Origin of the sequence: Pseudomonas sp. T8 (assembly GCF_024610635.1) — a bacterium.
In the GTDB taxonomy this organism is placed as follows: Bacteria; Pseudomonadota; Gammaproteobacteria; order Pseudomonadales; family Pseudomonadaceae; genus Aquipseudomonas; species Aquipseudomonas chlororaphis_I.
The window spans coordinates 3,496,730-3,509,136 of sequence record NZ_CP102374.1 but is presented as its reverse complement, the minus strand read 5'-3'; the positions used below and the strand labels follow the sequence as shown (position 1 = coordinate 3,509,136).

Here is a 12,407-nt window from a genome sequence, read left to right as displayed (position 1 = left end):
GAAATATTTTTAATAAAACATTATTAATCAGTATCTTGTGTTTTTTATTTGCGAAATTTCAGGGGGCTAGAACGAAAGTTATATATATACAATTAATTGTCTGTCGGCGCCGTCACGGATTTGGCGTCAACTTGCCTTATAATCCGCAGCCTGGATTTTATTTGGAGAAACTTTATGCCTGCCCCTGTCTGGTGGCTGCTTTGCCTGCCGGTGATTGCCGGTGCTTTCCTACCCCTGCAAGCGGGAATCAACGGTCAATTGGCCAAGCAGGTTTCCAGCGTGCTGGCGGCGGCGCTGATCTCGTTTTTTGTCGGTACTGTGGCCTTGCTGGTCCTGGCCATGGCCCAGCGCGAAGTGCCCGGTCTGAGTGCCTTGAAAAGCCTGACCTGGTGGCACTGGTGCGGCGGTCTGCTGGGGGCGTTTTTCATTGCCACCGCGGCCTTCGCCGGCCCGCGGATCGGCGCCATGCTGTTCATGGCCCTGGTGCTCGCCGGGCAGTTGGGCATGGCCCTGGCGCTGGACCATTTCGGTTGGGCGGGTTTTCGCGAGGCGCCCATCAGCCTCGGCAAGATTGCCGGGCTGGTGCTGATCCTGGCAGGGGTGTTCCTGATTCGTCGCGGTTGAGGCGGGCTCAGTCCAACGGTTGCCAATGCCCGCTCATATGCTCCAGGTCGCCCGCGCCGGTCAGGCGCAGGTCACCGCTCGACCCCGCGGCGCTTGCCAGCAGGCACACCTCGCTGGGCAGGCGCACCGGCTTTCGGAAGTCCACGGCGATCTCGATATTGGCCGCCGGCAAATGCTCGCTCAACGCCGCCAGAGTCCGCGCCTTGTTCCACAGGCCGTGGGCGATGGCCTGGGGGAAGCCGAACATTCGGGCGCTCACCGCGCTCAGGTGAATCGGGTTGTAGTCGCCGGACACCCGGGCGTAACGCCGGCCGATATCGGCGGGGGCTTGCCAGCGCGTCAGCTCGCTGAGGCTGGCCTCGCTCGGCGGCTCTTCGGCCGCGGCTTCCCCCGGCAGTTGCACACCCCGGCAGAGCATCCGGCTTTGCGCTTCCCACAGGGGCCCGAGCGCGTCGTCGACGCTGGTCAGCAGATCGAAAACCGCGCCTTTGGCATGGGGCTGCAAGTTGTCCACACGCACGCCGATGCTCAAGTTGCCGACCCCACCCATGGGCCGCAGCACACGAATGCGGTTGGCCAGGTGGATCAACCCCAGCAGCGGAAAGGGAAAGTCCTTGGCGGTCAGTAGTTGCATCTGCAGGGCGAACGCCAGCACATGGGGATAGGTCGGCGGCAGCAGGCCGTTCTCGGTAAAACCGCAGACCTGGCGATAGGCCGCAAGCTTCGCCGGCTGCACGCTCACCGGGTGGCGCAGGCCATATTCAGGCAGCTCGGTGCCGGTGATCCTGCGGCGGGTCGCGGCCTTCCAGTACAGCTTGGGCAGGTTCGGCGGGGTATCCAGCTCATTCCATTGCAGGCTCATGTTCAGGCTCCCAATACGCTTTGCCCACAGACGCGCAGCGCTTGCCCGGTGACCGCGCCGGTGCCCGGCTGGCCGAGCCAGGCCACGGCTTCGGCAACGTCCTGCGGCAACCCACCTTGCCCCAGCGAACTCATGCGCCGCCCGGCTTCGCGCAGGGCGAACGGAATGTGCGCGGTCATCTGGGTCTCGATAAAACCCGGGGCCACGGCGTTGATGCTGATGCCGCGCTCCTGCAACAGCGGTGCCCAGGCCTGGGCCAGGCCGATCAGCCCGGCCTTGCTCGCCGCATAGTTGGTCTGCCCGCGATTGCCGGCGATGCCGCTGATGGACGCCAGCAGGATCACCCGGCCGTTGTCGCGCAGGGTGCCGCTGTCCAGCAGTGCCTGGGTCAGCACCTGCGGGGCGTTGAGGTTGACCGCCAGCACCGCGTCCCAGAACTCCGGGGTCATGTTGGCCAGGGTCTTGTCGCGGGTGATGCCGGCGTTATGCACCACGATATCGATGCCGTCCGGCAACTGTTCCACCAACCGGGTCGCGGCGTCTTCGGCGCAGATATCCAGGGTGATCGCGTGGCCGCCCAGGCGCGCGGCCAGGGCTTCGAGATCGGTCTTGGCGGCGGGCACGTCCAGCAGCACCACCTGGGCACCATCCCGGGCCAGGGTCTCGGCGATCGCCGCACCAATGCCGCGCGCCGCGCCGGTGACCAGGGCCCGCGCGCCGGCCAGGGGCCGGGTCCAGTCCTGGACCTGGGGCGCGCAGGGGTTCAGGCGGATCGCCTGGCCGGAGATGTAAGCGCTTTTCGGCGAGAGAAAGAACCGCAGCGCGCCTTCCAGCTGGCTTTCGGCGCCCTCACCGACGTACAGCAATTGCAGGGTGGCGCCGCTGCGCAGCTCCTTGGCCAGCGAACGGCTGAAGCCCTCCAGGGCGCGCTGGGCGCTGGCGGCGAACGGATCGCCGAGGGTTTCCGGGGCGCGGCCGAGAATCACCAGGTGCGCGCTGGGCTCGAGGTTCTTCATCAGCGGCTGGAAAAATTCGCGCAACTGCTTGAGCTGGTCGGTCTGCAGGATATCGCTGGCGTCGAATACCACGGCCTTGAGCCTGGGGCCGTGGCCGGGAATCCAGGCCGTGGCGAGGGTCGGATCGGTGCCGTAGCTGTAGATGCTCTCGGTCAGCCGCGGGGCGATGACGCCGACCTGCTGGGTGAGCGGGCCGCCGCCGATCAGCAGCGCCCCCTCGACCGGACGCATGCGGCCGGCCTGCCAGCGCTCCAGACGCACCGGCGACGGCAGGCCAAGGGCCCCGACCAGGCGGTGGCCGATGGACGAGTTGGCGAAGTCGATGTAGCGATCTGACATGGAACACTCTCCGTTCAGGCTGTCTGAAAACTACTGCGGGCTTCGCGCGCAATCCTGCGTTAAAAACAGGCTCGGAATGCTCATTTAGGCCCCTAAAGTCGTCCGCGACCCCGGCCGTTCCTCGCCTGTTTTTGCCTTGTCTTGCCTTCGCTCGCTACGTTTCAAACAGCCTGATTGCTGGGGTTCAAAGGTGTGGACCACGAAGGGCCTTCGGTCGTTCGATATACAACCTACGCTTGTCGGTTGTGCCACTCACAGAATAGGGAGCTTTCCATGACTCAGCTGCGTCGTGTTGCGATTATCGGCGGCAACCGCATCCCCTTTGCCCGTTCCAATGGTCCTTACGCCACTGCGAGCAACCAGGCCATGCTGACCGCGGCCCTGGAAGGCCTGATCGAACGCTACAACCTGCACGGCCTGCGCCTGGGCGAGGTGGCCGCCGGCGCGGTGCTCAAGCATTCCCGGGATTTCAACCTGACCCGCGAATGCGTACTCGGCTCGCGGCTGTCGCCGACCACCCCGGCCTACGATATCCAGCAAGCCTGCGGCACCGGCCTGGAAGCGGCGTTGCTGGTGGCCAACAAGATCGCCCTGGGGCAGATCGACTGCGGTATCGCCGGCGGCGTCGATACCACTTCGGACGCGCCGATCGGGGTCAATGAAGGGCTGCGCAAGATCCTGCTGCAGGCCAACCGCGGCAAGACCCTGGGCGACAAGCTCATGACCTTCCTGCAACTGCGCCCCCGGCATCTCAAGCCGGAGCTGCCGCGCAACGGCGAGCCGCGTACCGGCTTGTCCATGGGCCAGCACTGCGAGCTGATGGCGCAAACCTGGAACATCCCCCGCGACGAGCAGGATCAACTGGCGCTGGAGAGCCATCAGAAAATGGCCGCCGCCTATGCCGAGGGCTGGCACGACGATCTGATGACCCCCTTCCTCGGCCTGACCCGCGACAACAATCTGCGCCCGGACCTGACCCTGGAAAAGCTGGCGTCGTTGAAGCCGGTGTTCGAGCGCGGCGACAAAGCCACCCTGACCGCGGGCAACTCCACGCCGTTGACCGATGGCGCGTCCCTGGTGCTGTTGGGCAGCGAGGAATGGGCGAAGGAGCGTGGTTTGCCGATCCTCGCCTATTTGCGCGACGGCGAAGCGGCGGCGGTGGATTTCGTCCACGGCGCGGAAGGGCTGCTGATGGCTCCGGTCTACGCGGTGCCGCGCTTGCTGGCGCGCAACGGCCTGACGCTGCAGGACTTCGACTACTACGAAATCCATGAAGCGTTCGCCGCGCAGGTGCTGTGCACGCTCAAGGCCTGGGAGGATGGGGGTTACTGCAAGACCCGCCTGGGGCTGGACGCGCCCTTGGGCTCCATCGACCGCAGCCGGCTGAATGTCAAAGGCAGTTCGCTGGCGGCCGGGCATCCGTTCGCCGCCACCGGCGGGCGGATTGTCGCCAACCTGGCGAAGCTGCTGGAGGTGGCGGGGAAGGGGCGTGGCCTGATTTCGATCTGCGCCGCCGGTGGCCAGGGCGTGACGGCGATTGTCGAGCGCTGAGGGCCCGGGTTGGGCAGCCCTTGCTCGCGATCGAGCGCGAAGCACTCGCGACGAGCAGAGGGCGAGCAGTGGGCTATGATCCTGGTCGGTCGAGGGTGTCGGCATGACGGGTTGACCTGGCACATTGAGTGCATTGGCACTGTCGCAGGTCGGTAACCTCTCCCCGTGGTGCGAGGATTGCCGTATAACGAGTGACATTCGCGTGTTTGGTAATAAAGGACCCCTGATAAAAGCTGATGAAGACTCCAAAACGCATTGAACCCCTGATCGAGGACGGTCTGGTCGACGAGGTGCTGCGCCCACTCATGAGTGGTAAAGAAGCAGCTGTTTATGTGGTGCGCTGCGGCAACGAATTACGTTGCGCCAAGGTTTACAAGGAGGCGAACAAACGAAGTTTTCGTCAGGCGGCCGAGTATCAGGAAGGCCGCAAGGTGCGCAACAGCCGTCAGGCTCGCGCGATGGCCAAGGGGTCCAAGTTCGGGCGCAAGGAGGCCGAAGACGCCTGGCAGAACGCCGAAGTGGCGGCGCTGTTCCGCCTGGCCAATGCCGGCGTGCGGGTGCCCAAGCCGTTCGACTTCCTCGAAGGCGTGCTGCTGATGGAGTTGGTGGCGGATGAATACGGCGATGCCGCGCCACGCCTGAACGACGTGGTGCTGGAGCCGGATCAGGCCCGCGAATATCACGCCTTCCTGATCTCCCAGATCGTGCTGATGCTGTGTACCGGCCTGGTGCACGGTGACCTGTCCGAGTTCAACGTGCTGCTGACTCCCGATGGCCCGGTGATCATCGACCTGCCCCAGGCGGTGGACGCGGCGGGCAACAACCACGCCTTCAGCATGCTGGAGCGGGATGTCGGCAACATGGCCTCCTACTTCGGGCGGTTTGCCCCGGAGCTCAAGCGCACCCGTTACGCCAAGGAGATGTGGGCGCTGTACGAAGCCGGCACCCTGCACCCGGGCAGCGTGCTGACCGGCGAGTTCGACGATCCGGAAGAACTGGCGGATGTCGGCGGTGTGCTGCGGGAGATCGAGGCGGCGCGCCTGGACGAGGAGCGGCGCCAGGCCATGCGCATGGCTGACGACGCACCACCGACCAAGTCCGAGGAACCACCGCCTCCGCCCTGGATGCAGTGATTCACGGGTACAAAAAATCCGGCCAAAGCCGGATTTTTTTGTGCCCGTGAATCACGTAGCCGCTGCCGCAGGCTGCGATAAGGCTCGAAGAGCCTTCCAGCGATCTTGAAGAACACGTCCTCTTCGCACGGAATGCCGCCCAGACCGATCACAGCCTGCAGCAGCGGCTACATCACGCGCAGCACCCGCCCGAAGCAAGGTCCTTGAGAATCGGACAATCCGGGCGATGGTCGCCGTGGCAGTGCTTTACCAGATCCTGCAGGGTGTCGCGCAGCCCGGCCAGCTCGGCGATTTTCCGGTTGAGCTCGTCGATGTGCTGGCGGGCCAGGGCTTTGACATCGGCGCTGGCGCGCTGGCGGTCCTGCCACAGGGTCAGCAGCTTGCCCACTTCCTCCAGGGAAAAGCCCAGGTCCCGCGAGCGCTTGATAAAGGCCAGGCTGTGCAGGTCGTCGTCACCGTACAGGCGGTAGCCGCTGTCGCTGCGATGGGCCGGCCTGAGCAGGCCGATGGACTCGTAGTAGCGGATCATCTTGGCGCTCAGGCCGCTCTTGCGGGCTGCTTGGCCGATGTTCATCGGGCGTCCTCCAGGTCTTTGGGTTTCCAGGTTTTCAACAGTAGCGCATTGCTCACCACGCTGACGCTGGACAACGCCATGGCCGCCCCGGCCAGCACCGGGTTGAGCAGGCCGAACGCCGCCAGCGGAATGCCGATCAGGTTGTAGACGAAGGCCCAGAACAGGTTCTGGCGGATCTTCGCGTAGGTCTTGCGGCTGATCTCCAGGGCCGCCGGCACCAGGCGCGGGTCGCCGCGCATCAGGGTGATCCCCGCCGCGTGCATCGCCACATCGGTCCCGCCGCCCATGGCAATGCCGATATCGGCGGCGGCCAGGGCCGGGGCGTCGTTGATGCCGTCGCCGACCATCGCCACCACGCCGGTCTTTTTCAGTTCGGCGACCGTGGCGGCCTTGTCGGCGGGCAGCACTTCGGCGTGCACGTTGGTGATGCCCAGGGCCTCGGCGACCACCTTGGCGCTGCCGCGGTTGTCGCCGGTCAGCAGGTGGCTGCCGATATGGCGCGCACCCAGTTGTCGTACCGCTTGCAGGGCGCCGGGCTTGAGGGTGTCGCCAAAGGCGAACAGGCCCAGTACGCGGGGTTGCGGCTGTTGTTCGATCAGCCAGGACAGGGTGCGGCCTTCGGTTTCCCAGGCCTGGGCCGAGGCCGCCAGGTCGCCGGCCTGCAGGCCGCTTTCTTCCAACAGGCGCCGGTTGCCCAGGGCCAGTTGGCGGCCGTCCAGGGTGCCGGCGATGCCGCGGCCGGTCAGGGACTGGCTGGCGCTGACGTCGGCCACCGCCAACTGGCGTTCGGCGCACAGGTCGAGAACGGCCTTGGCCAGCGGGTGCTCGCTGCCGCGTTGCAGGGCGCCAGCCAATTGCAGCAGGTGGTCTTCGTTGCCATCGACCGCATCCAGATGGGCGATGCGTGGCGTGCCGGAAGTCAGGGTGCCGGTCTTGTCGAAGACCACGGTGCTGACTTCATGGGCGCGCTCCAGGGCTTCGGCGTCCTTGATCAGGATCCCGTGGCGGGCGGCGACGCCGGTACCGGCCATGATCGCGGTCGGCGTGGCCAGCCCCAGCGCGCAGGGACAGGCGATGACCAGCACCGCGACCGCATTGATCAGCGCGGTTTCCAGCGGCGCGCCATACAGCCACCAGCCGATCAGCGTTGCCAGGGCCAGCACCAGTACCGTCGGCACGAACACCTGGCTGACCCGGTCCACCAGCTTCTGGATCGGCGCCTTGCCGGCCTGGGCGTCTTCCACCAGGCGGATGATGCGCGCCAGAACGGTTTCCGCGCCGAGGGCCAGGGTCCGCACCAGCAGCCGGCCTTCGCCGTTGATGGCGCCACCGGTGACCGGGTCGCCGGGCTGTTTCGGCACCGGCAGGCTTTCGCCGCTGATCAGGGCCTCGTCGGCATGGCTCTGGCCTTCGACCACTTCGCCGTCCACCGGGAAGCGCTCGCCGGGCTTGACCAGCACCAGGTCGTTCAGGCGCAGGGCGCTGATCGCCACGTCCCGCTCACGGCCATCGACGACCAGGATCGCCCGCTCCGGGCGCAAGGCTTCAAGGGCACGGATGGCGCTGGCGGTCTGGCGCTTGGCGCGGCTTTCCAGGTACTTGCCCAGCAGCACCAGGGCGATCACCACGGCCGAGGCCTCGAAGTACAGGTGCGGCATGCCGCCGGCGGGGGTGATGGCCCATTGGTACAGGCTCAAGCCGTAACCGGCGCTGGTGCCCAGGGCCACCAGCAAGTCCATGTTGCCGGCACCGGCGCGCACGGCTTTCCAGGCGGCGACATAAAAACGCGCACCGAAGATGAATTGCACCGGCGTGGCCAGGACGAACTGCGCCCAGGCCGGCAGCATCCAGTGCAGGCCAAAGGGTTGCACCACCATGGGCAGTACCAGCGGCAGGGCCAGCAGGATCGCCAGCACCAGGGACCAGCGTTCGCGCTGCAGGCGTTGTTGCTGATCGTCGCGCTCGGGGTGTTCGGCCTGCCACAGGGTGGCGGAGTAGCCGGCCTTGTCGACGGCGGCGATCAAGTCGGCGCTATCGACCTGGCCCAGCAGATCGACGTGCGCGCGTTCGTTGGCCAGGTTGACGCTGACCCGGGTGACCCCGGCCACCTTGCTCAGCGCGCGTTCCACGCGGCCGACGCAGGAGGCGCAGGTCATGCCGCCGATATTCAGTTCCAGGCTGTGGGCCGGCACGCTGTAGCCGGCATCCTGCACCGCGGCCATCAGCGCCGGCAGGCTGTCGCTGGGCGCCTGGACGCGGGCCTGTTCGGTGGCGAGGTTGACGCTGACAGCCATGGCGCCGGCGACCTTGCTCAAGGCGCGTTCCACACGCCCGGCGCAGCTGGCGCAGGTCATGCCGGCAATCGGCAGGTCAAAAGTGGTTGATTCGGACATCACTGACACTCCCTGTAAACGGTGATCTACAGGATCAACCTTGCCATGCTGGCAAGGTCAAGCGCCATGGTGCGGGGTGCTTCAATCTGTCTCGGGGGGTAAACCTGGATCGTCGCCCGTGCCGGTTCCGGGGAGGCAAAGGGCGCAGGCGACGATCCGGTGCCTCAATATCCCAGGCCGGTGCGCTGGAGCTGCAGGCCCGATGGGCTCATGGCGATGCGGAACTTCAGTACGTCGCCGGCCTTGAGGCTGATGTCCTGGGAGCTTGGCGCGAGCATGCCCGGGTTGCAGCCCGGCATCTGCCCCGGCAGCAGTTTCAGGCGCAGCGAGACTTTGCCCGGCGGCAGGTTGAAGGACGTGGCTTGTTCCTGGAACAGCCGGCCCGCCAACTGGTCCTCGATGTACAGGCCGATTTCGCAGGACGTGGCGACTTCCAGCCGTTCCCGGGAAATGATCAGGACGCCGTAGTCCTCGCCGGCGGCATTGACCGAAGGGGTGGCCGCGATCAGGCCGAGGAGGCTGAACAGGCTGATAACCGACCAGCGCATGGCTGAATCTCCTAGTGTCGTGTCGTTGAGGGGTGAAGCTTGGCCGAGCGCGTGGACTATTGCCAGCCCGGCAGATGTATCCGGAACTTGACCTTGCCATGGTGGCAAGGCCAAGACTGGCGATAACCCTCACAACAGGAGAAGCGTCATGCAAGTGTTCAATGTCGAAGGTATGTCCTGCGGTCACTGCGTCCGGGCCATCACTCAGGCGGTGCAGAGCAAGGATCCGGCGGCCAGCGTCAAGGTCGATCTCGGGGCCAGGGAAGTGGGTGTGGAAAGCCGCTTGTCCGCCGACGAGGTGATCAGCCTGATCAGCGAAGAAGGCTATGCGGTCAAGCTGGCTTGAGCGGATTTAACCGGTCTTTTTAATAGTTAGCGACCTATCGGAATGTTCAAGGCCTCCAAGCGCGGATAAACTGTCGGGCTGCCGACCGACCCGCACCTGGATGCCTGATGAACCTTCGCACAATCCTGATTCTCGGCGCCCTGAGCGCCTTCGGTCCTCTGGCCATCGACTTCTATCTGCCGGCGTTCCCGGCGATGGCGCTGGCCTTTGGCACCGATGAAAAACACGTCCAGCTGACCCTGGCGGCCTACTTCCTCGGCCTGTCCATCGGCCAGCTGGCCTACGGCCCTGTGGCCGACCGCTTTGGCCGGCGCATCCCGTTGCTGGCCGGGGTGGGGCTGTTCACCCTGGCGTCCCTGGCCTGCGCCTACGCGCCGAACCTGGAATGGCTGATCGGTGCGCGCTTCGTCCAGGCACTGGGCGGCTGCGCTGGCATGGTGATTTCCCGGGCGGTGGTCAGCGACAAGTGCGACGCAGTGGGTTCGGCCAAGGTGTTTTCCCAGCTGATGCTGGTCATGGGCCTGGCGCCGATCCTCGCGCCGATGCTCGGCGGCCTGCTGGTGAATCTCTACGGCTGGCAGTCGATCTTCATCATGCTGACCCTGTTCAGCGCCCTGGCCGGCCTGGCGGTAGCCCTGGGCTTGCCGGAAAGCCTGCCGGCCCATGTGCCGCGCCAGCCGTTGTCCGGCGCCTTGCGCCAGTACGGCCGGTTGCTGGCTGACCGGGTGTTTCTCGGCCATGCCCTGACCGGGGGCATCGCCATCGCCGGGATGTTCGCCTACATCGCCGGTTCGCCTTTCGTCTTCATCAAGCTCTACGGTGTGCCGGCCGAGCATTTCGGCTGGTTCTTCGGGATCAACGCCGGCGGTTTCATCCTGGTGGCGCAGATCAATGCACGGTTGCTGGCCAAGCGCGGCCCGGCGTTCCTGCTGGCACGCACGGTGTGGATCTACCTGCTGGGTGGCCTGGCGCTGCTTGCCGTCAGTTCGTTGCACCCGGCACAACTCTGGCCGCTGCTGCTGCCGCTGTTCATTTGCATCGCCAGCCTGGGTTGCATCCTTCCCAATGCCTCGGCCTGCGCCATGAACGGTCAGGGCGCACGGGCCGGCAGTGCCTCGGCGATGCTCGGCTGCCTGCAGTTCAGCGTGGCGGCCGGCGCCGCGGCGCTGGTGGGTGTGCTGCACGACGGCAGCGCCGTGCCGATGGCAACGGTCATCAGCCTGTGTGGGATTCTGGTGGTGACGCTGGCGATGGTCACCCGGAAATTGCAGAACGCCAGGGCGCTGCAAGCCGCCCAGCTGTAATCAGCCGGCGGCGCGCTGTTGGCTTTCGGGGAATCGATGGGGAGCGTGCAGACGCGTTTCCAGGGTATTGGCGAAGGCTCGGGCTTCGGCCTCGCTGCGGAAGGTCACCGCATGCTGGTCGAGTTGAACCTGCCATTGGGAGCCTTTGGATTTTGCCAATTCTTTTATCAGGATCTTCATTGCTGACCTCCTCGGGTAAAAGATTTGCACTGCAAGGGCCCCCAGTGTAGACCCGAATACGGTCACAAGTATGACAAGGATCAACTCTCGGACTGACGGCATCCTGCCCCTTTCCGGAGCCGGCAGGACTGCCGTCCGCTCCCTGCTTCAGAACCCTTCCAGCACGATCTTGCCCTTGGCCTTGCCGCTTTCCAGCAAGGCGTGAGCGCGCCGCAGGTTGGCCGCGTTGATCGCGCCGAAGTGTTCGCCGAGGGTGGTCTTCAGGGTGCCGGCGTCGATCAGCTCGGCGACGCGATTGAGCAGCTTGTGCTGCTCCTGCATGTCCGCGGTCTCGAACAGCGAGCGGGTGTACATGAACTCCCAGTGCAGCGACAGGCTCTTGCGCTTGAGCTTGGTCACGTCGAGGGTTTTCGGATCGTCGATCAGCGCCAGCCGGCCCTGGGGCGCGAGCGCCTCGACCAGTTCGTCCAGGTGCGCGTCGGTCTGGGTCAGGCTGGCGACATGGGTGACGCTGGCCTGGCCGGCCTTCTTCAGCTCCTGGCTCAATGGCTGGCTGTGGTCGATCACCAGGTCGGCGCCGAGCTCGCGCACCCAGCCCTGGGTTTCAACGCGTGAGGCGGTGCCTATGACCTTGAGGCCGGTGAGCTGGCTGGCCAGTTGGGTGAGGATCGAACCCACACCGCCGGCCGCGCCGACGATCAACAGGCTCTGCTGCCGATCGGCCTGGCCTTCGGCGATCTGCAGGCGCTCGAACAGCAGTTCCCAGGCGGTGATCGCGGTCAGCGGCAGGGCGGCGGCTTCGGCGAAACCCAGGCTCTTGGGCATATGGCCGACGATGCGTTCGTCCACCACATGCAGTTCACTGTTGCCACCGGCGCGGGCGATCGAGCCGGCGTAGAACACCTTGTCGCCGGCCTTGAACAGGCTGACTTCGCTGCCCACCGCCTTGACCACCCCGGCCACGTCCCAGCCCAGCACCTTGGCGGCGCCGCCTTCAGGCTGGACGTTCTGGCGGACCTTGGTGTCCACCGGGTTGACCGAGATGGCTTTGACTTCCACCAGCAGGTCGCGCGGGCCGGCGACCGGTTCCGGCAGTTCGATGTCTTGCAGGGACAGGGGATCGTTGATCGGCAGGGAGGCGTAGTAGGCGATGGCTTTCATGGTGAGTTTTCCTGATGAAGATAAAGGTTGGGTCAGGGGATCAGCAGCAGGCGCTTGATTTCGAAATGCTCGATTGCTTCGCGGGTCTGGCTGAGAAAATGCTGGAAGTGCGCCGTGGCGTTGTGAAACTCCAGGGCCGCCTCATCGTCCCAGCGCTCCAGTACATAAAAGGTGCCTGGGTCTTCGGCGTCCTGGTGCAGGTTGTAGTACTGGCAGCCGGCTTCTTCACGGCTCGGTTGCACCAGGGCGGTGAGTTCGCGTTGGAGCAGGGCTTGCTGGCCGCTCTTCGCGACAAGAGTGGCAATGGCGGTAAAGGCTTGCGACATGGTGGCGTCCTTCAGGGCGGTATGACGGGCTGGTGTGAGAGTGCGCAGAT

At 65.4% G+C, this 12,407-nt stretch carries 13 protein-coding genes; 5 read left to right on the top strand and 8 right to left on the bottom strand.

The genetic code is table 11. The features are described from left to right. Nucleotides 1-174: 174 nt before the first annotated feature. Nucleotides 175-624, top strand: a complete 450-nt coding sequence (locus NRG23_RS15775; RefSeq protein WP_016703794.1) for a DMT family transporter — start codon at nucleotides 175-177, stop codon at nucleotides 622-624. Nucleotides 625-631: 7 nt separating this feature from the next. Here NRG23_RS15775 and NRG23_RS15770 read toward each other — a convergent pair whose 3' ends face one another. Then, entirely contained in the window at nucleotides 632-1,486 is an 855-nt protein-coding gene (locus tag NRG23_RS15770) for a MaoC/PaaZ C-terminal domain-containing protein (RefSeq protein ID WP_041988640.1), read from the bottom strand. 2 nt (nucleotides 1,487-1,488) lie between these two features. Continuing rightward, entirely contained in the window at nucleotides 1,489-2,841 is a 1,353-nt protein-coding gene (locus tag NRG23_RS15765) for a 3-oxoacyl-ACP reductase (RefSeq protein WP_016703796.1), read from the bottom strand. Between the two features lie 273 nt (nucleotides 2,842-3,114). On the opposite strand from NRG23_RS15765, the gene NRG23_RS15760 reads away from it, so the two are divergent. Next, nucleotides 3,115-4,392, top strand: coding sequence for an acetyl-CoA C-acetyltransferase (locus NRG23_RS15760; protein ID WP_016703797.1), 1,278 nt, complete (start codon nucleotides 3,115-3,117; stop codon nucleotides 4,390-4,392). A 236-nt stretch (nucleotides 4,393-4,628) separates the two neighbouring features. Then, the gene (locus NRG23_RS15755) at nucleotides 4,629-5,525 is read left to right on the top strand and encodes a PA4780 family RIO1-like protein kinase (protein ID WP_009046807.1); all 897 of its coding nucleotides are present in this window, start codon (nucleotides 4,629-4,631) and stop codon (nucleotides 5,523-5,525) included. A gap of 172 nt (nucleotides 5,526-5,697) precedes the next feature. On the opposite strand, the gene cueR is transcribed toward NRG23_RS15755, so the two are convergent. The 3 genes from cueR to NRG23_RS15740 all read right to left on the bottom strand — a co-directional run bounded on the left by cueR (nucleotide 5,698) and on the right by NRG23_RS15740 (nucleotide 9,040). After that, nucleotides 5,698-6,099 (bottom strand): Cu(I)-responsive transcriptional regulator, encoded by a 402-nt coding sequence (cueR, locus tag NRG23_RS15750; protein ID WP_016703798.1) that lies wholly within the window; start codon nucleotides 6,097-6,099, stop codon nucleotides 5,698-5,700. Next, complete coding sequence (locus NRG23_RS15745) at nucleotides 6,096-8,492, bottom strand: heavy metal translocating P-type ATPase (RefSeq protein WP_110176085.1); 2,397 nt, start codon at nucleotides 8,490-8,492, stop codon at nucleotides 6,096-6,098. The genes cueR and NRG23_RS15745 overlap by 4 nt, the downstream gene beginning before the upstream one ends. Before the next feature lie 164 nt (nucleotides 8,493-8,656). Further along, nucleotides 8,657-9,040 (bottom strand): hypothetical protein, encoded by a 384-nt coding sequence (locus NRG23_RS15740; RefSeq protein ID WP_009046810.1) that lies wholly within the window; start codon nucleotides 9,038-9,040, stop codon nucleotides 8,657-8,659. 148 nt (nucleotides 9,041-9,188) lie between these two features. Here NRG23_RS15740 and NRG23_RS15735 point away from each other — a divergent pair, with 148 nt between their 5' ends. Then, nucleotides 9,189-9,386: a heavy-metal-associated domain-containing protein gene (locus tag NRG23_RS15735; RefSeq protein ID WP_007923288.1), complete on the top strand. Its 198-nt coding sequence runs from the start codon at nucleotides 9,189-9,191 to the stop codon at nucleotides 9,384-9,386. A 107-nt stretch (nucleotides 9,387-9,493) separates the two neighbouring features. After that, nucleotides 9,494-10,690 carry a multidrug effflux MFS transporter gene (locus tag NRG23_RS15730; RefSeq protein WP_016703800.1) on the top strand — a complete coding sequence of 399 codons (1,197 nt, stop codon included), beginning with the start codon at nucleotides 9,494-9,496 and terminating at the stop codon, nucleotides 10,688-10,690. Here NRG23_RS15730 and NRG23_RS15725 read toward each other — a convergent pair whose 3' ends face one another. From NRG23_RS15725 to NRG23_RS15715, 3 genes are all read right to left on the bottom strand, one after another. Beyond that, the gene (locus NRG23_RS15725; RefSeq protein ID WP_009046812.1) at nucleotides 10,691-10,870 is read right to left on the bottom strand and encodes a hypothetical protein; all 180 of its coding nucleotides are present in this window, start codon (nucleotides 10,868-10,870) and stop codon (nucleotides 10,691-10,693) included. 147 nt (nucleotides 10,871-11,017) lie between these two features. Next, nucleotides 11,018-12,031 carry a zinc-binding alcohol dehydrogenase family protein gene (locus tag NRG23_RS15720; RefSeq protein WP_257375042.1) on the bottom strand — a complete coding sequence of 338 codons (1,014 nt, stop codon included), beginning with the start codon at nucleotides 12,029-12,031 and terminating at the stop codon, nucleotides 11,018-11,020. Nucleotides 12,032-12,063: 32 nt separating this feature from the next. Next, entirely contained in the window at nucleotides 12,064-12,357 is a 294-nt protein-coding gene (locus NRG23_RS15715; protein ID WP_257375041.1) for a putative quinol monooxygenase, read from the bottom strand. Nucleotides 12,358-12,407: the final 50 nt, after the last annotated feature.

Bases quoted from the DNA above. Each gene is read 5' to 3' on its own strand.
- NRG23_RS15775 (WP_016703794.1), top strand. From the start codon at position 175: ATGCCTGCCCCTGTCTGGTGGCTGCTTTGCCTGCCGGTGATTGCCGGT.
- NRG23_RS15770 (WP_041988640.1), bottom strand. From the start codon at position 1,486: ATGAGCCTGCAATGGAATGAGCTGGATACCCCGCCGAACCTGCCCAAG.
- NRG23_RS15765 (WP_016703796.1), bottom strand. From the start codon at position 2,841: ATGTCAGATCGCTACATCGACTTCGCCAACTCGTCCATCGGCCACCGC.
- NRG23_RS15760 (WP_016703797.1), top strand. From the start codon at position 3,115: ATGACTCAGCTGCGTCGTGTTGCGATTATCGGCGGCAACCGCATCCCC.
- NRG23_RS15755 (WP_009046807.1), top strand. From the start codon at position 4,629: ATGAAGACTCCAAAACGCATTGAACCCCTGATCGAGGACGGTCTGGTC.
- cueR (WP_016703798.1), bottom strand. From the start codon at position 6,099: ATGAACATCGGCCAAGCAGCCCGCAAGAGCGGCCTGAGCGCCAAGATG.
- NRG23_RS15745 (WP_110176085.1), bottom strand. From the start codon at position 8,492: ATGTCCGAATCAACCACTTTTGACCTGCCGATTGCCGGCATGACCTGC.
- NRG23_RS15740 (WP_009046810.1), bottom strand. From the start codon at position 9,040: ATGCGCTGGTCGGTTATCAGCCTGTTCAGCCTCCTCGGCCTGATCGCG.
- NRG23_RS15735 (WP_007923288.1), top strand. From the start codon at position 9,189: ATGCAAGTGTTCAATGTCGAAGGTATGTCCTGCGGTCACTGCGTCCGG.
- NRG23_RS15730 (WP_016703800.1), top strand. From the start codon at position 9,494: ATGAACCTTCGCACAATCCTGATTCTCGGCGCCCTGAGCGCCTTCGGT.
- NRG23_RS15725 (WP_009046812.1), bottom strand. From the start codon at position 10,870: ATGAAGATCCTGATAAAAGAATTGGCAAAATCCAAAGGCTCCCAATGG.
- NRG23_RS15720 (WP_257375042.1), bottom strand. From the start codon at position 12,031: ATGAAAGCCATCGCCTACTACGCCTCCCTGCCGATCAACGATCCCCTG.
- NRG23_RS15715 (WP_257375041.1), bottom strand. From the start codon at position 12,357: ATGTCGCAAGCCTTTACCGCCATTGCCACTCTTGTCGCGAAGAGCGGC.